The 21,380-nt window shown below is 44.4% G+C and carries 24 protein-coding genes; 13 read left to right on the forward strand and 11 right to left on the reverse strand.

What is annotated here, in order from left to right; translation table 11 throughout:
- Positions 1 to 150 precede the first annotated feature (150 nt).
- Together N4J56_RS04210 and N4J56_RS04215 are read left to right on the forward strand one after the other, a co-directional pair.
- The gene (locus N4J56_RS04210) at positions 151 to 1,287 is read left to right on the forward strand and encodes an iron-containing alcohol dehydrogenase family protein (RefSeq protein ID WP_317105300.1); all 1,137 of its coding nucleotides are present in this window, start codon (positions 151 to 153) and stop codon (positions 1,285 to 1,287) included.
- On the forward strand, positions 1,284 to 2,498 hold the full coding sequence (locus tag N4J56_RS04215; RefSeq protein WP_317105301.1) for an aspartate aminotransferase: 1,215 nt from the start codon (positions 1,284 to 1,286) through the stop codon (positions 2,496 to 2,498). The genes N4J56_RS04210 and N4J56_RS04215 overlap by 4 nt, the downstream gene beginning before the upstream one ends.
- Before the next feature lie 60 nt (positions 2,499 to 2,558).
- Here the strand turns inward: N4J56_RS04215 and N4J56_RS04220 are convergent, their stop codons facing one another.
- Positions 2,559 to 2,738: a hypothetical protein gene (locus N4J56_RS04220; protein ID WP_317105302.1), complete on the reverse strand. Its 180-nt coding sequence runs from the start codon at positions 2,736 to 2,738 to the stop codon at positions 2,559 to 2,561.
- Between the two features lie 21 nt (positions 2,739 to 2,759).
- Here N4J56_RS04220 and N4J56_RS04225 point away from each other — a divergent pair, with 21 nt between their 5' ends.
- The 7 genes from N4J56_RS04225 to N4J56_RS04255 all read left to right on the forward strand — a co-directional run bounded on the left by N4J56_RS04225 (position 2,760) and on the right by N4J56_RS04255 (position 7,942).
- A complete protein-coding gene (locus N4J56_RS04225; protein ID WP_317105303.1) occupies positions 2,760 to 3,242 on the forward strand; it encodes a hypothetical protein in 483 nt (160 codons plus the stop codon).
- A 691-nt stretch (positions 3,243 to 3,933) separates the two neighbouring features.
- Positions 3,934 to 4,611, forward strand: coding sequence for a Dps family protein (locus N4J56_RS04230; protein WP_317105304.1), 678 nt, complete (start codon positions 3,934 to 3,936; stop codon positions 4,609 to 4,611).
- A gap of 45 nt (positions 4,612 to 4,656) precedes the next feature.
- Positions 4,657 to 5,016: a Rieske (2Fe-2S) protein gene (locus N4J56_RS04235; protein ID WP_317105305.1), complete on the forward strand. Its 360-nt coding sequence runs from the start codon at positions 4,657 to 4,659 to the stop codon at positions 5,014 to 5,016.
- The gene (locus N4J56_RS04240; protein ID WP_317105306.1) at positions 5,013 to 5,564 is read left to right on the forward strand and encodes a pentapeptide repeat-containing protein; all 552 of its coding nucleotides are present in this window, start codon (positions 5,013 to 5,015) and stop codon (positions 5,562 to 5,564) included. The genes N4J56_RS04235 and N4J56_RS04240 overlap by 4 nt, the downstream gene beginning before the upstream one ends.
- Positions 5,565 to 5,634: 70 nt before the next feature.
- Positions 5,635 to 6,168 (forward strand): hypothetical protein, encoded by a 534-nt coding sequence (locus N4J56_RS04245; protein WP_317105307.1) that lies wholly within the window; start codon positions 5,635 to 5,637, stop codon positions 6,166 to 6,168.
- Positions 6,169 to 6,210: 42 nt separating this feature from the next.
- A complete protein-coding gene (locus tag N4J56_RS04250) occupies positions 6,211 to 7,425 on the forward strand; it encodes a sulfite exporter TauE/SafE family protein (protein ID WP_317105308.1) in 1,215 nt (404 codons plus the stop codon).
- Position 7,426: 1 nt separating this feature from the next.
- Positions 7,427 to 7,942 (forward strand): hypothetical protein, encoded by a 516-nt coding sequence (locus tag N4J56_RS04255; protein WP_317105309.1) that lies wholly within the window; start codon positions 7,427 to 7,429, stop codon positions 7,940 to 7,942.
- 9 nt (positions 7,943 to 7,951) lie between these two features.
- Here N4J56_RS04255 and N4J56_RS04260 read toward each other — a convergent pair whose 3' ends face one another.
- Positions 7,952 to 9,463, reverse strand: a complete 1,512-nt coding sequence (locus tag N4J56_RS04260; protein ID WP_317105310.1) for a tyrosinase family protein — start codon at positions 9,461 to 9,463, stop codon at positions 7,952 to 7,954.
- Positions 9,464 to 9,706: 243 nt separating this feature from the next.
- Positions 9,707 to 10,750, reverse strand: coding sequence for an aldo/keto reductase (locus N4J56_RS04265; protein WP_317105311.1), 1,044 nt, complete (start codon positions 10,748 to 10,750; stop codon positions 9,707 to 9,709).
- A 49-nt stretch (positions 10,751 to 10,799) separates the two neighbouring features.
- Here N4J56_RS04265 and N4J56_RS04270 point away from each other — a divergent pair, with 49 nt between their 5' ends.
- Entirely contained in the window at positions 10,800 to 10,922 is a 123-nt protein-coding gene (locus N4J56_RS04270) for a hypothetical protein (protein WP_317105312.1), read from the forward strand.
- A gap of 200 nt (positions 10,923 to 11,122) precedes the next feature.
- On the opposite strand, the gene N4J56_RS04275 is transcribed toward N4J56_RS04270, so the two are convergent.
- Both N4J56_RS04275 and acsF read right to left on the reverse strand, forming a co-directional pair.
- Complete coding sequence (locus tag N4J56_RS04275; protein ID WP_317105313.1) at positions 11,123 to 11,926, reverse strand: hypothetical protein; 804 nt, start codon at positions 11,924 to 11,926, stop codon at positions 11,123 to 11,125.
- Positions 11,927 to 11,983: 57 nt separating this feature from the next.
- Positions 11,984 to 13,060 carry a magnesium-protoporphyrin IX monomethyl ester (oxidative) cyclase gene (acsF, locus tag N4J56_RS04280; protein ID WP_317105314.1) on the reverse strand — a complete coding sequence of 359 codons (1,077 nt, stop codon included), beginning with the start codon at positions 13,058 to 13,060 and terminating at the stop codon, positions 11,984 to 11,986.
- A gap of 376 nt (positions 13,061 to 13,436) precedes the next feature.
- Here acsF and N4J56_RS04285 point away from each other — a divergent pair, with 376 nt between their 5' ends.
- Positions 13,437 to 13,916, forward strand: coding sequence for an NINE protein (locus tag N4J56_RS04285; RefSeq protein WP_317105315.1), 480 nt, complete (start codon positions 13,437 to 13,439; stop codon positions 13,914 to 13,916).
- 92 nt (positions 13,917 to 14,008) lie between these two features.
- Here N4J56_RS04285 and N4J56_RS04290 read toward each other — a convergent pair whose 3' ends face one another.
- The 3 genes from N4J56_RS04290 to thrC form a co-directional block, all read right to left on the reverse strand.
- A complete protein-coding gene (locus N4J56_RS04290) occupies positions 14,009 to 14,755 on the reverse strand; it encodes a DUF2996 domain-containing protein (protein ID WP_317105316.1) in 747 nt (248 codons plus the stop codon).
- Between the two features lie 141 nt (positions 14,756 to 14,896).
- Positions 14,897 to 15,172, reverse strand: coding sequence for a MoaD/ThiS family protein (locus N4J56_RS04295; protein WP_317105317.1), 276 nt, complete (start codon positions 15,170 to 15,172; stop codon positions 14,897 to 14,899).
- Positions 15,173 to 15,288: 116 nt separating this feature from the next.
- Positions 15,289 to 16,590, reverse strand: a complete 1,302-nt coding sequence (gene thrC, locus N4J56_RS04300; RefSeq protein WP_317105318.1) for a threonine synthase — start codon at positions 16,588 to 16,590, stop codon at positions 15,289 to 15,291.
- Between the two features lie 104 nt (positions 16,591 to 16,694).
- Here thrC and N4J56_RS04305 point away from each other — a divergent pair, with 104 nt between their 5' ends.
- Positions 16,695 to 16,835 (forward strand): hypothetical protein, encoded by a 141-nt coding sequence (locus N4J56_RS04305; protein ID WP_317105319.1) that lies wholly within the window; start codon positions 16,695 to 16,697, stop codon positions 16,833 to 16,835.
- 21 nt (positions 16,836 to 16,856) lie between these two features.
- On the opposite strand, the gene N4J56_RS04310 is transcribed toward N4J56_RS04305, so the two are convergent.
- The gene (locus tag N4J56_RS04310; protein ID WP_317105320.1) at positions 16,857 to 18,461 is read right to left on the reverse strand and encodes an NAD(P)H-quinone oxidoreductase subunit 4; all 1,605 of its coding nucleotides are present in this window, start codon (positions 18,459 to 18,461) and stop codon (positions 16,857 to 16,859) included.
- A 675-nt stretch (positions 18,462 to 19,136) separates the two neighbouring features.
- On the opposite strand from N4J56_RS04310, the gene N4J56_RS04315 reads away from it, so the two are divergent.
- Positions 19,137 to 19,919: a class I SAM-dependent methyltransferase gene (locus N4J56_RS04315; protein ID WP_317105321.1), complete on the forward strand. Its 783-nt coding sequence runs from the start codon at positions 19,137 to 19,139 to the stop codon at positions 19,917 to 19,919.
- Here the strand turns inward: N4J56_RS04315 and N4J56_RS04320 are convergent.
- Positions 19,840 to 20,301 carry a hypothetical protein gene (locus N4J56_RS04320; protein WP_317105322.1) on the reverse strand — a complete coding sequence of 154 codons (462 nt, stop codon included), beginning with the start codon at positions 20,299 to 20,301 and terminating at the stop codon, positions 19,840 to 19,842. The genes N4J56_RS04315 and N4J56_RS04320 overlap by 80 nt on opposite strands.
- 50 nt (positions 20,302 to 20,351) lie before the next feature.
- Entirely contained in the window at positions 20,352 to 21,311 is a 960-nt protein-coding gene (locus N4J56_RS04325) for a PleD family two-component system response regulator (RefSeq protein ID WP_317105323.1), read from the reverse strand.
- Positions 21,312 to 21,380: the final 69 nt, after the last annotated feature.

A 21,380-nucleotide genomic window follows, 5' to 3' on the forward strand; every position in this document is an offset into this window, starting at 1 on the left:
AGTTGAGGCAAGAAATCTTTGCTCAAAACCCGCCCTTACAGGAGTCGGGGAAGATAAATTGATATCTTTCTCACGCCTGAGCGCACCACGCACCACGCACCACTTTATCCCTCGCTTATACTATATATTCAACCACCAAATACTAGTAAGATGCTTTGTCTGTCCGTAGCTCCAGCACAGGTAATCCGCGCCCCGCAAGCTTTAGAAACAGCCGGAAGCGCGATCGCGCGTTTAGGTCATCGTCCCTTAATTGTAGGTGGCGATCGCTCTCTTGTTGCCGTCCAATCTCGCTTAAAGCCTGTATTGGAAGCGCAAAAATTGAAATTTACCCAAGCAAGCTACGGTAGAGATTGCAGCAAGGCGAGTTTGGCAGCGTTAAAACAAGCGGTAGCAGCACACAAAGCCGATCTGATTATTGGTGTTGGTGGTGGTAAAGCCTTAGATGCGGCGAAATTATTAGCTTATCAGTGCGAGTTGCCTATCGTCACGATTCCGACTTCGGCGGCTACCTGTGCGGCTTGGACGGCTCTTTCTAACGTCTATTCGGAAGACGGAGCATTTTTGTATGATGTCAGCCTGCCCAATTGCCCTAACTTACTCATCCTAGATTACGATTTGGTGCAAACTGCTCCCAGACATACCTTAGTTGCAGGAATTGGAGATGCGATCGCCAAGTGGTACGAAGCCTCTGTGAGTAGCGGACACTCAGAGCAAACTTTAATTATTGCTGCCGTGCAACAAGCTAGGGTACTGCGCGATATTTTATTTCAAAAATCCGCCACTGCTTTACAAGCACCAGGTAGCGAAGTTTGGCGGGAAGTTGTCGATGCTACAGTTTTACTCGCAGGAGTCATTGGTGGCTTAGGGGGCGCTCAATGCCGTACTGTAGCTGCTCACGCCGTCCACAATGGCTTAACTCACCTGCCGATTCACAGCAGCATCCACGGCGAAAAAGTTAGTTACGGCATTTTAGTCCAGTTGCGGCTAGAAGAAATGGTGCAGGGCAATCAACTGGCAGCTACCGCACGACAACAGCTACTCAAGTTTTATACCGAAATCGGACTACCTCAAACTCTTGCAGACTTGGGACTGGAAAATATTACGATTACCCAACTCAAACAAGCGGCAGAAATAGCTTTAAATCCTAAATCTGACATTCATCGGCTACCCTTTAAAGTTGTTACAGAACAATTGATGGCGGCGATGGTTTCTACCACAGCTCCGGCTAACAGCAATATCCTCAACCCCATCACTACAAATCTCGTCAACGAAGAGGTAGCTCAATGAGCTTGGATTGGATTAGTCCGGCGGATCGCGTCCGGGCGCTACCACAGTATGTATTTGCTCGGTTAGATGAATTAAAAGCGAAAGCCAGAGAACAGGGGATAGATTTAATTGATTTGGGGATGGGAAACCCCGACGGAGCCGCACCCCAGCCCGTAATCGATGCGGCGATCGCGGCGTTGAAAAACCCCGCCAACCACGGTTATCCCCCGTTTGAAGGTACGGCAAGTTTTCGGCGAGCAATTACAAATTGGTATCATCGCCGTTATGGTGTGAATCTCGATCCTGACAGCGAAGCATTACCGCTACTCGGTTCTAAAGAAGGATTGGGACACTTAGCGATCGCCTATATTAACCCTGGCGATGTTGTATTAGTCCCCTCACCCTCCTATCCCGTCCATTTTCGCGGTCCCGTTATTGCTGGCGGAGAGATTTATAGCCTCATCCTCAAACCCGAAAATGACTGGCTGATCGATTTAGCCGCGATTCCCGATGCAGTAGCCGAAAAAGCTAAAATTCTCTATTTTAATTATCCCAGCAACCCCACCGCTGCCACAGCTCCTCGCGAATTTTTTGAAGATATTGTTGCCTTTGCCCGCAAATACGAAATTTTATTAGTGCATGACTTGTGTTATGCCGAATTAGCTTTTGATGGTTATCAACCCACCAGCTTATTAGAAATACCGGGGGCAAAAGACATCGGCGTAGAATTTCACACCATGTCCAAAACCTACAATATGGCAGGTTGGCGCGTGGGATTTGTGGTAGGAAATAGTCAAATTATTCAAGGTTTGCGGACGTTGAAAACCAATTTAGATTATGGAATTTTCGCCGCATTGCAAACAGCTGCCGAGACAGCTTTGCAACTTCCAGATGAATATTTACATCAAGTCCAAGAACGTTATTTACGTCGGCGCGATTTTCTAACTCAAGGATTAGCCGAACTCGGTTGGAACATTCCCAAAACTAAAGCCACAATGTATTTGTGGATTCCCTGTCCTTCAGGAATGGGTTCTACAGATTTTGCTTTATCCGTATTGCAGCAAACCGGGGTTGTCGTTACCCCTGGAAATGCTTTTGGTGTAGGGGGAGAAGGATACGTCAGAATTAGTTTAATTTTAGAATGCGATCGCTTAGGTGAAGCCTTACGCAGGTTTAAGCAAGCAGGTATTAGATATTCTACAGAATCACTAGAAGTAATTCGTAATAAATAAGCTAAAAATGCAGAGTGAGCATGACTCACCCCACCTAATTCTTAACTTAAGACAGAATATCTACCCTCGTTGCTCTGACTTCTGAAATTGAATTTTAGCTTTGTCTTGCCACTTTTGTGCCAAAGCAGTTAGTCCTTCACTACTTTCTCGCATTTTCTGTTCAGCTATGCTAGCAAGCTCTAGTAGTTCTTTAAGTTGGTTTTTATCTAGTAGACGAAACGGAAGGTTTTGCTCCAACATGACGATTCCTTTGCTTGGCTAATGAAAAAATTTGTAAAAACTGTTATTTTAATACTTATTACTCTACATGTAGCATGGTCGGTTTATGAATACTTTTGGTATAGTAGTCTTATTCCTGTAAAAATTGGGATAGCCTACGCCATAAACATTAGCGGTCAGAGCGGTTTGCGAGAGGGTTGTGGCACAGCTATATTTGGCATAACAAATGCAACTGCGGATGCCATTTCCCGTCAAGGAATTTATTTTTTTAGCGACGCTATCTATTCCAGAAGAAGCAAAGATCTCTACTACACCTATAGAGCGTGGAAAGAAACACCAGTTCCCAAGATATGGACTAGTGAAGGCACTTGTCCAGGTTTGGGCTGTTCGAGTGTAAGTCGCTCGCTGTTACGCCAAATCCTTCTCGACGCTTCTAAAAAAGGAAGTTACTACTCCACTAAAGATGAAGCATGGATTATTGTTATTCCAAGCCTTAAATTGGTGGTATTTTCTTATTTTGGCTAGTTCCACTAATCCAAATGCGAGGTTTATAGAAGCTATTATGAGTTGAGATGCTTTTTAATAAGATTAAACTTTTTTCAATAGATTAAGGTGGGCATTGCCCACCCTATTATCTAATTTTTGCTTGAAAGTTTTTTATCAAGAATAAGCCCAAATAAAAAATAGTAAAAAACCTAAAAACAGACTCGCGCTGCTAAATAAAACTAATGCAGTAATTTCTTCTAATTCTTTTTCAAAAGTCATAATTATTTCCCAGAGATTGGCTATTGACTTCACTGGCACAGAGCCAAATATAGAATAATTGATTTTTCTAAGATTTCAGACTGGAAGAATTACCGAAATTAGTATGAAAGATTAGCTATTAAAAGCTGTTGTTGTGTAAAAAGTTTAAATTGGTAGCTAAATTAATAAGAAGAGGTAAAGCGATCGCACCGTTGCTGATGCAAATAAATCTATGGGAATTCTCAATTGGCTTTTAGCAACGAATAGAACCCTCAAAATGTAAAGAAGTCTAAAGAATTTTAATTTTTCTATTAAATTTCACACAGTTGTTCTCGGTTTGTTCAAAAATCGTAGTATGAGCATTAACTCAAATTCGTTACGAGTTTGAGATAAGGCGATTGAAAGAGATTGCCTATATATCTTTAACAAAAGACTTTTAACAAATCCCGATAAAAAAGGGAGGAGAGACACTATGGCTAAGATTGCCCAGGAAGTCGTTCAGAAGTCTGGTGTGAATGTAGAAGAGTTGGTACAGAAGCTCGTCCGTGCCGCGTCTGCTGAATTTACAACTTACTACTACTACACAATTCTGCGGGTTAATGCCATTGGTTTTGAAGGTGAAGAACTCAAAGAAATCATCGAAGATGCAAAATTAGAAGACCGCAATCACTTTGAGGCTTTAGTACCGCGAATCTATGAATTAGGCGGACAGTTACCAAGGGATATTCGAGACTTTTCTAACGAAGCTGCTTGTCCCGATGCTTACTTGCCCGAATGGAACCGTGGTAATGGCAAATCTACGCCACGAGTTGGCTTTACCAACGGCGGTAGTGAGGAGTCAAAAGAAGCAGTCTCAGAAGTGCAGCAGGCAATGCAACAAGGTGATATTAGACCAATGCTTCAGGTTTTGGTAGAGGCAGAACGGTGTGCGATTCGCGTTTACACTGAGATTTGCAACATGACCTTTGGGAAAGACCACCGCACCTATGAGCTGTCCTTGGCTATTCTTAACGAGGAAATCGAACACGAAGCTTGGTTCTCCGAGTTTTTAGGTGAAGGTCCTTCCGGTCACATCCGTAGAGGCGCACCAGGAGAATCGCCCTACACTTCGCGCTTTTTAGTCGCACCATCCAACGGTCACAAACTGTAGAGAGTAGAGACGCGCCACGGCGCGTCTCTACTGCAAAATCTTGCTATGACTGAATTTATCAAAGTTACTAAACTCAGTGCTGTGTCTCCAGGCACGATGCAGGTTGTGGAAGTTGGAGATAAACGCCTGCTGTTAGTGAATTTAGCTGGAGAGATCTACGCTCTAGCCACCCAATGTCCTCATCAAGATGGACCTCTGGAGCAAGGAACGCTGTGGGGAGACAAGATCGAATGTCCTTGGCATCATTACCTCTACGATGTCAGAACTGGAGCCAATGTTTATCCCCGCAACGTTTATCCATCTGACTTGACTGAACTAGAGCGAGATTTACAGCCTGTACGCTGTTATCCAAGTCGCGCGATCGGGGATGAGATTTTTGTAAGTATAGAAGGAGACTCCCAATGAATTTTGGATCGATGCGATCGCCTTTTGGCTGGGAAACAAACCGCGAGAATATGGATGCCGCAGAACTAGTGAGTCGCTACAACAAGGGAGAGCGAGATTTTCGCGAAGTGCATTTGAGCGGCGTGAACTTGTGGAAAGTTAATTTGAGCGAAGCAGATTTTAGTGGTGCAGATCTAGTAGGAGTTGACTTCAGCGAAGCAAACTTAGCTGGAGTTAACTTGAGTGGAGCAAATCTGACTGGAACAAATTTGCGTCATGCCAACTTGACCGATGCCAAATTGATTTTAGCAACGCTGCGGGGAGCCAATCTAGAACGAGTGGAGCTAATTAAGGCAAACCTATCCCAAGTAGATTTGAGTTGGGCAAATTTAAGTCAAGCTAACCTAAGTGGAGCAAATTTAACGGGAGCGAATTTAGTCGATGTCAAAATGGAGGGATTAATTTTGCGGGGAGCTAACCTAAAGCGAGCAAAACTAAAATCTCAACTGCAAGATGAGCGAATAGATTTAGCTTGGGCAATCATGCCAGATGGATTAATTCACGGTTGAATTGAGCAAGAGCGATCGCAGATGTACGACAGCTTGTCTTTTGACTGAAGCAAAAGTTTTACCTAGAGTAATGAGTTGCAGTCAAAAACATGTACTTTCAGATCTCTGGCAATTAGACAGAATGTTTAAGCGATCGCTCCTCATACTCGCTACCGTTGGCGCTACCATTTTGGCGAACAATGCCGGAATGACCACGGCTCATAACCACGATACCCCATCCGAGCCTCATTCTCGTACCAGTGCAGACCCCCACCACCAGATGAGGGAAATTCCCGCAGGCGAACCGATTCCATCAGTGAAACTGGCGGTTCATCCCGACACCATGCGCGGGTACAACCTCAAAGTGCAAACGACCAACTTCAAATTTGCGCCAGAGGAAGTTAATAAAGCAGCAAAACCAGGAGAAGGTCACGCCCATTTGTACGTTAACGGTAAAAAAATCACCCGTTTATATAGCTCTTGGTATTATTTAGACAATCTCAAGCCTGGTAAAAACGAAATTAGAGTTAGCTTGAATGCTAACAATCATCAGGTTTTAGCTCACAACGGTAAGATGATAGAAGCTACGCAAATCGTAGAAGTACCCGCACAAAAGCAAAATTAATTGTAGAGACGTTCCACGGAACGTCTCTACATCTGTTACCCTATGGTAGATTTTCTACTGATAATGTCCCTCGGCTTCTTGGGAAGTTTCGGACACTGCGTCGGGATGTGTGGACCCTTAACAGTGGCGTTCTCTCTATCAGGTCAACAAGACAAACCGAAATGGCAGCAGCAAGTATATTTTCATACTCTATTAAATTTAGGACGAATTATTAGTTACGTTCTTGTCGGTGCGGCAATTGGGGCAATTGGTTCGATCGCGATCGCCAGCGGGCAAATGGCAGGCATCGGTAGCGAAGTACGGCGCTGGCTGGCAACACTGACGGGAATCATGCTCATTTTATTTGGTCTAGCGCAAATTAACCCCCAATTTCTTCACCTTCCCTTGCTACACCCTCTGACTCATGGCAAATGGCACGATCGCCTGAGTCGGGGTATGGTCAACCTATCTTTTAAAACCCAATGGTGGACACCCGCAGGCTTGGGTTTAGTGTGGGGCTTGATGCCTTGTGGGTTTTTGTATGCCGCGCAAATTAAAGCGGCGGAAACGGGGCAATTATGGCAAGGTGCAGCCACAATGCTCGCTTTTGGAATTGGCACTCTACCGATGATGCTGGGGGTGGGAGTCTCGACATCTTTTTTAAGTCGCGATCGCCGCAGTCAATTATTTCGCTTAGGTGGCTGGATTACAGTAGCAATTGGGGCGATTACCCTACTACGAACTGGGGACACGATGACTGATTATACAGGTCATGCATCCCTATTCTGCTTAATGCTAGCTCTGATTGCCCGTCCCATCAGCCGTTTGTGGGCTGCACCCTTACAATATCGCCGCGTCTTAGGTGTAGGAGCCTTCGTACTCGCTTTGGCACATACAATCCACATGATGGCGCATACGTTGGACTGGAATGTAGAAGCATTTGCTTTCCTGTTACCCGCCCATCAAATCAGTTTAATATTGGGATTTATTGCCATTGTCTTAATGGCTCCGGCAGCCATTACGAGTTGCGATCGCGCCCAAAAATTCTTAGGCACGCGCTGGCGACAAATTCATTTATTAGGAATTCCTGCCGTAATTTTGAGTGCAGTCCATGCAGTGCTAATTGGTTCTCACTATTTAGGTAGCGTGAGTGAAAGCAGCCAGTTATATGCAAGTCTCTTGGGAGTTGCGACTGTGGGAATATTGCTGGTGCGATCGCGTTGGTTTTGGTCAATTTTCCATATAGAAAAATACTATGTTTCAGCCAAAAAATCTTAGTATGACTATGTTACTAAAACAGCGCCTTGGAAGATCCCCCCAACCCCCCTTGTTAAGGGGGGCAACAGAAGACTGGTACAAGCACGCTCGATGTTTATTACTCAGCGTACTAGCAACAGGAGCGATCGCCTCAGTCGCGATCGCCCATAAAGTAGAAATCTCCGGCGATGTTGGTGGTACAATTCACCTCGAACCTAACGACAATCCCCAAGCAGGAAAAGCAACACTCGCTTGGATCGCACTCACACGTAAAGGCGGACAAACAATTCCCCTTCAGCAGTGTAATTGCCAACTAGCAGTCTATGCCGAACCGCGCCAAAAAAATGCTGCACCACTTTTACAACCGTCACTCAAAGCCGTGACAGCCGAGAAATATCAAGGCATTCCTGGCGCGGAAATTATTTTTCCCAAACCCGGTGCTTATCAGGTGGAATTGAAAGGGACTCCTAAAGCCGGAGCTAATTTCAAACCGTTTCAGCTCAATTTTGATGTTACTGTTGCCGCTAGAGCGCGATAGCGACCCCGATTACTCTCTCGTCAGAGTCACTCCACTAAAGCGGACTGCCCCTTGTAATTGAGCTTGGCGATCCTGGGTAGAGCGCTCCTGCTGTATCTGTCTATAAGGTGGCACAAAGGTAACAGAGATAAAATCTCCCGTCATGAGACTACGTCTCTGTAGCTGCCTCACCGTAGAAGTAATATCAAGGCGGAAAGTGCCTTTTTGGGGCAAAGAAAATAGTGACAGAATCCCAGCATAGTAGGGTCCGTAAGGGTCTGGAGCGACTCCTTCAGGTAAATTGATGTAAATGTCGTAGGGAATAGGATTATCTGGGTTGTACTCGACTCCTGTAATGTTGAGAGTTAGTGCAGATTCTGCCGTTAATGCTCTCGTCCTCACCAGATCTTGCGCTGGAGCAGACAGAGTGAGGGGAGTATCACTGAGGACAATCGTTAATTGCCGATCGTTAGCCGACATAGCTATTTGTTGCTGAGTGCTTGTATCTGTTTGTTGAGTACTTGTATCTGTACTCTGCGACGATGGCGCTACAGATCTGTTTCTCCTTGATAAAGGATCGTCATACAAATAGTTTAGTTGACCCGCGGTATCGAGAACATCTCTACCGCGCAACTGTACCTGAGTACCGTTTTCATCAAAGAAAATAAAGGTATCGTTCATCCAATCGCTGTTGGTTGTCGCATTTGCTCGTCCCCCTCCCAGACGCAACCAGCGCTCCCACAGGCGATCGATATTCGCATGATGCAACCAAAAAATCGGATCGCGGGCAGCAGTAGGTACGCTGCCCATTAAGCCGCCTATACGTGAATGGATGCCGTTATGCGGTCTTCGTTCTAAGTCCCCATAACCATTAGCACGGTGAGTATTTGCATTTGCCTCAGTTACCCTGCGTCCGCCAAAGCTGCGCCCGCCATCGGATGTATGGAAAAAGTTTGTCCGTTGAAAAGCATCCGCATATCTGACATCGGCTTCTGGTAATGGATCGCCCTGGTTGACATTAATGCTGCTGCCGCGATCGCTATAGAGGGGGTTCGTGGAATCGGCGGGGATGCGGAACGGTTCGGGTAGAACGCGCTGTTCGACGGAATCTGAATAGTTCCAGTACGGGAGCGCCAATGTAGGATCGCCGGATGCTTGCCTGAGAATACGCTCGAAATAATATAAGTACATGCGATGCCAGGGAAAGAAATAGAAGGTTCCATGCTGGCATGTCCTCCATGCTGTTAATCTGCGTGTCTCACCGCTGGGAATGCCATGCATATTAGCTTGGTAAATCCAACTAGTCGGGTTAGTATCAGGGCGAGATTTCATCACCTGAATACCTCTCCTGAGAGCCGCAACTTTCTGTGGCGACTGGATAAATGTATATATATTTTCGCGAATGTAGATCGTACCAGTCTGCGCGTTAGCGCGATCGGCGAAAAACCGACTAACGATGGGAACGCTTCCGACAGCAGCAGTTCCAGCAGATAAGAATCCAGCTAGTTTTAAAACTTGACGACGGGAAAGCTCATAACTCATAAATTTCCCTCATGCGTAAAACTTAATAATTAATAGTTGTGTTGCGAAACTCAGTTGAGTTTGCAGCAGTTAAACGATGTTTTGATACAAGTTTCAATCGGGTATTTCAGGAAATAGTTTATATTTTTTAACTCAATCTTTAGTAACAATTACACATAAAAAGTCCGTAATGTACGGACTTTTCGCATATATTTAGCTACTCAGTATTTGTGCTAGCAGTTCAATTTCTCGGTCAGCCAAAAACTAGAAACAGCGATCGCGATCGATCTTAGCCAACGCTCCACCAAAGGCAAAATCTTGAACCATCGGACTTTTGAGAAAATCGTGAGGAAAACCGAGTTGAATTGCACTCACATCATTTAAGCGCTGCATTTGTTCGGCATTTAATTCAAATTCCAAACAAGCCAAATTTTCTTCAAGCTGTTGCAGTTTACGAGAGCCAATAATGGGAATAATTCCGCCTGGTTGCTGCCGTATCCAGTTGAGTGCAACTTGTGAAGGTGCTTTATCAATTTCTGCGGCTATTTTAGTTACCTCTGCTGCAATTTCTAGATCGCGATCGCTAATTTGGGCTGCATTTGGATTGCTTAGTCTTCCTGGTTCGTCCGTCTCCTCTGCTGGACGATTGTATTTACCCGTCAATAAACCAGCACCGAGGGGACTCCAAGCTGTCACGCCAATCCCAAGCGCCCGTGCCATTGGTAATAAGTCTCGTTCGGGTGTCCTTTCTTTCAAAGAATATTCAATTTGCAAGCCAATAAAAGGTGTCCAGCCGCGCAGATTTGCTAGGGTATTTGCTTGCGAGATAATCCAAGCTGGAGTATCGGAAACACCGATATACAGCACCTTACCCATGCGTACCAGATCGTCAAACGATCGCATCACCTCTTCTACAGGCGTAGTGAAGTCCCAAGCGTGCAACCATAGTAAATCGATATATTCCACATTTAATCGCTGCAAACTGGCTTCCACTGCTTGCACCATATTCTTGCGATGGTTGCCACCTGCATTAATCTCGCCATTACCCGTGTTTAAACTATATTTTGTTGCAATCACCCATTTATCGCGATCGCCTGCAACAAACTCACCAACATACTTTTCACTCGTACCGTTGGTATAAAGATTAGCCGTATCGAGAAAGTTACCACCCGCAGCAGCGAAGGCATCGAACATTTTGCGGCTTTCCTCGTAGGAACCTCCCCACCCCCAATCTTCGCCAAAAGTCATCGTCCCCAGGCAGAGTTCGGAAACGCGCAATCCACTGTCACCTAATAGTTTGTAGCGCATAGATACTCTCCATCAATGCAAGTATAATACTTTAGTGCAAGTCTGATTTGTGATTGCCTCATTCTTTCCAAGAGCATACAGTTCATCTGCCTGCTGCACGGATTTGGGAGCAGCGCGATCGCAAAATAAACATGAAAAAACCCGCTTAATGCGGGCTGTTAGAACGATTTAGTCTTGTTAAGACATGAACTAGCGGAATAGCTAGATATATCTTAAGCTAGCCAATATTTATAATTATCTATCTTTAGATAGATGTTATGCTCGGCAACAGACAAGATAGCCGTCCGGCAGAGCATCGAAGTGCGATCGCTTGCTATTGTAGCCAGTGGTTATAGCAGGTACGCAATGCGATTGCGGCACCATACCAAAATCTCACAACATCCACTCCAACACAATTCCTAGCCGACTATCTTTTTCTTGACGCGAATTTTGCCTTTGTAAATCTGTAGACAACCGCAAATTGCGAGTGACAGCATAGCCAAAAGAGAGTGTTGTCAATCCCACTTCATCATCCGTACCAGGAGACACCCAACTTTGAGATAGAGCAATATCCGCCGCACCACCGCGAGATAATACGAAGAGCAGCCTTGCCCCTAAATTTACGCCATCAGTGGAATAATCGCCTGTTTCTATGTGTCGATAGCCGATTATCGGCGCAAAATTGATGTAACTTCCCAAAGGACGCACGTAATAACGTAAGTCTACACCGTAAGTCTCGCGCTGGCGATCGAAAGCTGCTTGATAATCTCCACTAATCGTAAAACCACTTTCACCAATAAATAAATCTTCTACACCAAAATTCCAGCCACTAGCATTATTTGTCGAAGGAAATAAAGAATATCCTAGCCGCAGACGGGTACGAAAACTCGGATCGCGATGGATTTCTTCTAACACGTTCGGTACTTTACGCATCCAGCGCTGTAGAACTGGGCTGCTTTCAATAACTTCTGGTTTTAAATCTAAATCCTCTGCACTGGGTGTCTTGTGTGGCTGTGGTTGACTCCAAGCAGGTGTAGCGATGAGAAGGAACAGAACAATGAGATCCCCCCTAGCTCCCCTTAAAAAGGGGGATCTGATTGTCCTCCTTGTGAAAGCGGGTTGGGGGGATCTTCCGTGACGTAATTTCAACAAACCGAGATTCCAGCCGAACTTTTGAGATTTTGGCGATTCTTTCACAAAAAAAGTGGTTCTGCATAGTACAGAACCACTTTAGCGGAGCAAAACTTAAAGTTGCTATCGTACCATTCCGTGAGACGGAGCAACGTCAATTGGCTTCATCAGGTACAACCGCAATAATTGCCAACCATTGGAAACATAGAACGGTAATTTCTGAAAGAATTGTAGAAACTTCGGCGTATTAGAGCTAGCGATCGCCGTTAATTTTTCATTATTCTTCACGCAAACATCTAAGCGTTGGTAAAACTCTGGATTTTCTACATCCAGCATCACCGGAAATACCCGTCCTGCGGTTTCGTTCGTCTTCTCAATCACGTAGACATCGTAATCCCGTGCATTCAAGCCGATAGAAGCATAAAACTTAGACCGCTGAATATCGTTAAGATACATAGTGGCAAACACTGACAGCAGGAAGAAGCGACACCATAACCGCGCTTTCCAGTCATTTAACATTTGCGGTTGCGCCCGCATAATGGCATCAAAGAAATCTCCGTGACGGTTTTCGTCCTGACACCAGTTTTCAAAGAAGCGGAAAATTGGATAAATCCGATCTTCAGGATGCGCCTGGAGATGACGGTAAATCGTGATGTAGCGCCAGTAACCGATTTTTTCCGATAGATAAGTGGCGTAGAAGATAAACTTCGGTTTGAAGAAAGTATATGTGTGGTTCTTGGTTAAGAATCCTAGATCGAGCGACAAGTCAAAATCGGACATCGCCTTATTTAGAAAACCTGCGTGACGGGCTTCATCCCGCGACATGAGGGCGAAACACTCTGCCAATACGGGGTTTTTCCCCTTCAAGCGGCGGCTGAGTTCTTTGTACAGCAAGAAACCAGAAAACTCTGCCGTACAAGAACGCTCTAAAAACTCAACAAATAATTGGCGAGTTTCCCCATCAATGCGATCCCAAGACTGGTCAAATTCTTCATCTCGGACAAAGTGATGGCGATTGTAATCAGTACGAAACTCTTCGAGTATTGCTTTCAACTCATCTTCGTTGACGGAAATATCCATCCGCGCCATTTCATCGAAGTCTGTTGTATAAAACCGAGGCGTAAGTATGGTTTCCTTGGCTGGAGCTTTTACCCCAGGACGTATTTCTTCAAAGCTCGGTTTTTTTAGGGAATCTACCATGTCGTTTTGCTCTTGTGGGGTTCTTATCTCTGTAACAAAAGATAGAGCGCAATTTATTATCTAAAATTCAGTCTACCAAGGGTTCAGGGCGATCGCGCCGCTTTACCACATTAAGAGTTACTACACCCCATCAATTTTTTTTACAAATCCGTCATTCTTTGGGCAAAATAGACTTATTTATGCATTGAAAATCGGGAGTCGTACGGGCGGGTTTAACCGCAGAGCCATTTGTTATTTACAGGGATCTTCAAAAAAACCCGCCCGTACGGGAGTCGGGAGTGGAAATACAAATGACCAATGACTAATAACCGTACCTGTCAAATCCAATACCAATCTCTAACATAGAAAATACGCTCCCTGGTTATCCACACAACTTATGAATAAAACTAGTAGTTCTTATATTCTGTGGTTGGGTTGTTTGCTTCAAGTTTACGGGTTGCATCGCTTCTATAACGGCAAAATAGCCACGGGTTTGCTGTGGCTGTTTACCTTCGGCTTATTTGGTGTCGGGCAATTGATCGATTTATTTCTAATTCCCGATATGGTAGATGATTACAATGCTAAGCTAAGAGCCAAAATGGGCTTATCTACTGCTGGCGTACCGCTATCAGACCCGGTAGTTGCTACGCAGACAATCCAAGTAAATCCTAAAGAGCAATTAATGGTTAAATTGCTCAAAGCTGCGGCGGCGCATGGGGGTAAGCTTTCCGTCACGCAAGGCGTGATGGATACTGGTGCTAGTTTTGCTCAGGTAGAAGCAACTTTAAAAGAAATGGTCAAATCTGGTTATGTAGCAGTTGACAACCATCCTACAACTGGAGTGGTTGTTTATAAATTTATGGAATTGCCATCGTAGCGATTTGCAATTGAATGAAATACAAAGATAGTAAGGACGCACAGATGTACGCCCCTACAAATGTCATATCTAGAATGAGAATATAGTTGAACTTAATTCAGTGACAGCCACTTTTGACCGTTCAACCGTTGGATGATTCCCCACATTAATAGGTCGAGTGTCATTTTGCGTTCGTCACCCAGAAAATGCTCGATTGTACTGGGTCGAGAGCCTTCATTGCAAGAGAAATATTTCTTGCCTTGAATATCTTCGTCAGGGAAATAAAGGTTGAATTGTCGCGAGACATTTTGCCACTTACCAACGATTTGCCAGCACTCTTGTTGTTCGTAGCTCACAACAGGAATTTTTTGCTTGCCGAAAGTTAAGTCCACATCCACTACTCCTTGAGCCTTTAAAGCCTTCTCGATAGCTGGGATGTAGTCTTGTTGAATGAATTCAGTAAATGGTTTATCTTCGACTGTCGGACCCTTTTCTTTCTTAGCTTTGGCGGCGGGTTTATCACCTGCTGCTTTAGCTGCGGCTGGCTTATCGGCTTTGGGTGATGCGTCGGGTTTTTTGGAACCTGGCTTGTCAGCTGCTTTTGCTTGCTGGTCAGTTTCATTTGGAGCTTCTGCTGTCGCCGTACCTTTTTCCTTTGCCTCGTCCGTATTCGCCACTAGATTCTCTTCTGGAACTGGTGCGTTGGCAGTAGGAATCTCTGAAGCTTCTGGGTCAGAAGTCGTTTTAAGATTTTCTGCAACGACATCAGGAGCTTGTTTGTCTACAGTGCTGGGTGGCGCGTTTTCGCCTGCCGTTTCTCCTGCTGGAGCCTGTGCTGGATTCTGATTTTCTTCTGCCATTGCTCAACTCATTCCTCGATCTATAGGTATAAGAGCGATCGCTTTATAAGTTTTTCCTTAAGAACATTGTGACATGATAGTAGAGACGTTACATGTAACGTCTCTACACTGATAGCCGATCGCTATCAATTGATAACTGAATTAACCGCCAGCTACCGCTGGGACGATACTCACTTCATCGCCTTCTTTCAAAGGTGTATCTATACCATCCAAAAAGCGGATATCTTCGCTATTAACGTATAGATTCAAGAAACGACGCGGTTGTCCCTGTTCGTCACACAAACGGGACTTAATCCCAGGAAAACCCTGTTCGAGGGATTCAATCAGCTCAGCTACACTATGACCGCTACCCTCATAAGTAGCTTGATTATTGGTGAATTTTTGCAGTGCAGTCGGAATTAGTACTTTAACAGCCATAAACTAGGGAGTAGGGAGTAAGGAGTAGGGAGTAGGGAGTGAATAATGGGCGCATATCAGTCATCAACAACCAATTACCCATTACCCATTACCTATTACCAATTTAAAATCTCAAATTAGACCAAAACTTGTTGCCAATCTAGGCGTTCGAGGGTGCGAGAACGCTCTAACGCTCTTTCAAAGCTATCGAGTTTTGGCTCAATTGTGAGGGGTTCGCCTGCATATCCTTGAACGGCTTCTTGTGTCTTTAAGCCATTTCCAGTGATGTAAGCAACGGTAGTTTCTTCGGGGTCGATTTTACCTGCTTCTACTAGTTTTTTCAACACGGCGATCGTGGTTCCACCTGCGGTTTCGGTAAAGATACCTTCAGTTTCTGCTAGTAGTTTGATTCCTTCGATGATTTCGGGATCGCTAACTGATTCAATATTACCGTTTGTTTTCCGCGCAATATCTAAGGCATAGACACCATCCGCTGGATTACCGATCGCAATTGATTTAGCGATCGTACTCGGTTTTACTGGTTTGATAAAGTCTCTGTTTTCCCGATAAGCTTGAGCAATCGGCGAACACCCATCGGCTTGCGCGCCGCTGAATCTGACGTGCTTGCCTTCTACTAAGCCAACTTCGGTAAATTCTTGGAAGCCTTTGTAGATTTTGGTGAACAGGGAACCAGAAGCTAGAGGCGCAACTACGTGGTCTGGTAATTCCCAACCCAGTTGTTCTGCAACTTCATAACCTAAAGTCTTGGAACCTTCGGAGTAATAGGGGCGCAAATTGATATTGACAAAACCCCAACCGTATGTGTTAGCTACTTCAGAACAGAGACGGTTGACTTGGTCGTAGTTACCTTGTACTGCCATGACAGTAGGGCTGTAAATCAAAGTTCCTAAAACCTTACCTGCTTCTAAATCGGCAGGAATGAAAACGCAGCAATCTAAACCTGCATGAGCGGCGATCGCCGCGGTAGAATTAGCTAAATTTCCCGTACTCGCACAAGAGACTGTCGTAAAACCTAATTCCCGTGCGCGAGTCAGGGCAACTGATACCACCCGATCCTTAAAGCTGAGGGTAGGCATGTTGACGGCATCGTTTTTAATGTAGAGCTTTTTCAGTCCGAGACGACGCGCTAGGCGATTGGCACGAACTAGGGGTGTCAATCCAGTCCCGACATCAATTGGATTATCAGTAGCAACAGGTAAAAAAGGACGATAGCGCCAAATTGAATGGGGTCCTTTTTGAATGCTTTCGCGAGTGACGGTATCGCGCAGAGCGCTGTAATCGTAAGCAACTTCCAATGGACCAAAGCAATATTCGCAAACGTGCATTGCTTGTAGTTCGTACTCAGCACCACATTCTTTACATTTCAAGGCTCTAAATGTGGCGTTTGTCTTGGTTTGGTTTGCGATCGCCTGAGTCATTAGTCATTCCCTCGATTGTCCGTCAACTTCGGTTGATACTAACACGGTGTATATAGCGAGTCAAACAAACCCGACTTTTTTTGTCGGGTTTCATGTAGGTAAGAATGCATAAACGTAAGGGCGCACGGCTGTGCGCCCCTACACGAAATATGCTTTATATGCTCTTGCTAATGTACGGGCGGGTTTACCAAACATTTCGACTGGTGACTGAAAATCTGGGTAAACCCGCCCGTACAAACAAATGACCAATGACAAATGACCAATGACTATTCAGCCAAATTTGATGTCTGAGTCACGGCTAACTGAGGTGCAGCCAGCAGGCGAGAATAGAGAGGGGTCTTGGGCTGCTGCGCTACCACGGTAGACAGTGCGGTACGTACTTGGCTTGCGACTGCTACCGTCTTTACATCAAAGGTTTGCGTAGCAATTTTGGGATACAAGCCAATGCCAACGATAGGAACTAGCAGACACATTGCGATCGCAACTTCTCTCGGTCTAGCATCGCCTAAATATGACTCGAATGCCAGTTCGTGATTTTCTTTCCCATAGAAGACTTGCCGCAACATGGACAGCAAGTAAATTGGAGTCAGAATTAAACCAACAGCCGCGAGGAACACGACGACAGTTTTGAACGCAGAACTGTAAGCGTCACTGGTGGTGATGCCGAGGAATATCGTCAACTCACCCACAAATCCGCTCATTCCGGGTAAAGCTAAAGAAGCCATTGAAGCGGCAGTGAATAAAGCAAAGACTTTGGGCATCGCTTTCGCCATCCCGCCCATCTTTTCCATCATTAAAGTATGGGTGCGATCGTAAGTTACTCCTGATAGGAAGAATAAGCAAGCGGCGATCGCACCGTGGGAAACCATTTGCAATACCGCGCCGCCAATGCCTAAATCGGTGTAGGAAGCAATCCCAATCAGGACAAAACCCATGTGGGCGATGGAGGAATAAGCGAGTCGCCGCTTGAGATTACCTTGACCGAAGGCAGCAAAAGCACCGTAAATAATGTTAACTACCCCCAATATTGCCAAGACTGGAGCAAAGTAAACGTGGGCATCGGGTAGCAGTTCAATATTAAAGCGGATGAGGGCATAACCGCCCATCTTTAGCAATACCCCAGCCAAGATCATTGAAATTGGGGCAGAGGCTTCACTGTGAGCATCTGGTAGCCAAGTGTGCAGGGGGAATACTGGCAATTTCACAGCGAAGGCGATAAAGAATCCAGCATAGGCTAGCATCGCTAGGACTTTAGGATAGTGTTTCAGCCCCAGGGCAGTCAAATCGAATGTGACTGTATCCCCGTAGAAAGCCATTGCTAAACCAGATATCAAAATAAATATAGAAGCAGCAGCAGTATAAAGAATAAACTTAGTGGCAGCGTAGCGCCGCTTTTGTCCTCCCCAAATGGAGATCAGCAAGTATACAGGGACTAGCTCGATTTCCCACATTAAGAAGAACATTAATATATCTTGGGCAACGAACACGCCAATTTGGGCGCTGTACATGACCAAGATTAGGAAGTAGAACAAGCGTGGCTTGTTTGTCACGTTCCACGCTGCCAATGTTGCCATCGTGGTGATGAAACCTGCTAACAACACTAGAGGCATGGATAACCCGTCAACGGCAACCGACCAGTTTAAACCAATTTGGGGAATCCAAGCGTAGCTTTCGACGAGCTGATATGTTGAGTTTTGTAAATTAAAATTTTGCCAAAAGGCATAGAGCATGATACAGAAATCTATGATTCCGACTCCGAGAGCGTACCAGCGAACAATGCCTTTAGAGTCTGGAATCAACGGAATGGCTAGGCTAGCTACTAACGGTAGTAGGGTGATGATGCTTAGCCAAGGAACTTGTTCGGGAAACATGACTGAGAACAAATACTTAATATCTATGACTTCTATTTTATTAAGTTAAGTAAAGATTTGCAAAGTAATTTTCACCCACTTTACTGAAATCTTTAACTTGCACAGTAAAAATACTTATGGCAACTTCAAGTATAAAAAACACTTAAAGTATGTATTGATACTGATAATCCTGTGACAGAGTAACTCGCACGCTAGAAAAAGCGGCAAAGAAAAATCACCATGATACTCATCGCTACATTTACACTGAGTAATCTTAAGTATGAACCACATATAAATAGCTATAAATAAGCTATTCAACAGAAATAAAATGATATTTTTTATACTTTTTTTTTTATTGAAAAATGAAATTTTCAGTCAGCCACGCACAATATTTGAAGTAACTTTAAACACAGTTTATTTACCGAGAAATAAGTCATCAATTTGATCGAACAAAGCGATTTTATTTAGCGTAAGAAATCACTTGTTTCTACTTGTCAAATTTAGAGTCTTCCTCTTTTTCTAAAAACTTTTTATACTACTCTTTAACTCAGACAAAATTGGATGGCTTGGTTGAGTCATGAAGGCATATCTCAGCTAAACTCGATCGCACATTTGCTACTTCTGACATAGATGAGATGGTCAGGTAGGCTACAAAATTTTCTGAAAAAATTTATTTTAACTAAGGTTATTGTATCTATGAGTATCCTCAAGCAGGCTAAGGAACTTGTTAAGTTAGCTTTTCCCAAACCGTTAGTGAATCAAATTCAAAGCTGGTTAGCTTTAATATCGGTCACGAGGAGGAAGGGATTCAGCTTTTATTTAAATTCCCCCGATCGCCTCGTATTAGAAGATACAATTATTCCTTATATCGTCAAGTGTAATGAATTCCACAAAATCCTATTTGTTGGTAGCGACTGGTACACTAAACCGTACAATCGCTATTTCAAAAACAAAGAGTACTGGACGATTGAAATTAATCCGAACAGAAAAAAATTCGGTTCTAAACGACACGTTGTTGACTCGCTATTAAACTTAAGCCAGTATTTTGCCCCTGGGTACTTCGATCTGATAGTTTATAACGGTGTCTTTGGACATGGCATTGATAGTAGAGAAGCAACTGAGATATCATTTCAGCAATGTTTTCAATGCTTGCGTCCAGGTGGAATGTTAGTGTTTGGCTGGAATGATGTCACCAGACACAAACCTTTCCCTGTCATTGAAGAATGTCAAAACTTGCGACAGTTTGAACCTGTTGTTTTCAGTCCCCTCGCTACCAGCCAGTATCTCGTCGCCGAGAGTGGCGATCGCCATGTATTTAATTTTTATCAGAAGCCTTTGCCTGTAGTTGTAGAGATGCATTACGATACACCCCTACAATCTATATCTAAACCACCTGTATCTAAACCACGCGATTCACAATCGTCCACACGTCTCCATCAGAACGGACGTGAGGGACTGAAATCGTTTGAAAGCCAGTGATGAAGGGTTTGTAGTAGACTTGCCAATAACTCGGACTGATTCGATCTGCGATCGCTTTAAGCGCGCGGATTTCTTCGGCTAATTCTCCTGCAAGTTCGTTGATTCGATCGGCGTGGACTTTAGCTTGCGTTCTCCCTTCCTCTACGTGTTGCTCGATCGATTGATATTGCGATCGCACCTGCAAGGCGGTGAATTCGGCGCGTTTTTGCCGCAGTTGCGCTGTCAAAGCCGCTAAGCTTTCTAGTAGCTGTGCTAAGTCATCATTTGTTGTTTGCGCCTGGGGAGTACTTTCTGGTGACTCAGCGCTGAGGGAGGCGCATTCTTGCTGTAGAGCCGCAATTTGAGCGCGAATTGCCTCAATCTCTGCTTGGTTTGGTTGCATTGTATCGGTATACCAAATTCTTTGGATCTCTTATCTAGCTTGCCAGTCTTCTAGAGGCGATCGCAAATACAATAAGTATTACGTCCTTGCTGTTTGGCACAATAGAGAGCGCGATCGGCAGCAGCGATCGATGTTTCAGTTGATATTTCCTGATTTGGAATTTGACTGCTAATTCCTAAAGACACAGTGACGTATGCACTCACCTCAGACTGAGAATGAAGAATCTGAAGCTGTTCGATCTCTGCTTGAATGCGATCGGCGACTCGAATTGCACCTTCAGTACTAGTATTTGGCAAAATAATTCCGAATTCTTCACCACCATATCTTGCAACTAAATCTGCCGGACGTGTCACAGCGCGCATCAACGCCTTGGCAATGTTCTGTAAACAAATATCTCCAGCGATATGACCGTAGCAATCGTTGTACTTTTTAAAGTAATCAACATCACACAAAATTAAAGCTAACGGTGCTTGCTCCCGTGCTAGTCGCCGCCACTCTCGCTCGAAACAAGAATCAAATTGGCGACGATTAGCAATTTGGGTCAAGCTATCTATATAGATGAGATTTTGTAATTCCTGATTTGCTTTTTGCAGCGCGATCGCTTGTTCCATTACCTTGCGTGTCAACAAGCTCAATTGTAAATGGACTGTCACTCTAGCAATAACTTCTGCTTTGTAAAATGGTTTTGTAATATAGTCTACTGCTCCGACAGCAAAACCTTTGACTTTAGCTTGCAGATCGGCTAAGGCAGTGATAAAAATAATTGGGATTTTTTGTGTGGCTGCATCTGCTTTGAGTATGCTACAGGTTTCAAATCCATCCAATGTTTCCATCTGGACATCTAACAATATGAGATCTGGTGGCTCGCACTTTACCAGCTCAATCGCGCTTTCGCCATCTATCGCAACTCTAATATTAAATCCCGCGCTTTTTAGCGTATGCGATAGGACTGACAAGTTTGTAGGATTGTCATCTACAATTAATATCAGTCCAGAATTTAGAGCTTTCATCAAAGTACTATAAGATTAATTTGAAAAATAGATCTGCTATTGAAAAAAATAAACTTAAACGCAGATTTA

The organism is Chroococcidiopsis sp. SAG 2025 (genome assembly GCF_032860985.1).
GTDB lineage: Bacteria > Cyanobacteriota > Cyanobacteriia > Cyanobacteriales > Chroococcidiopsidaceae > Chroococcidiopsis.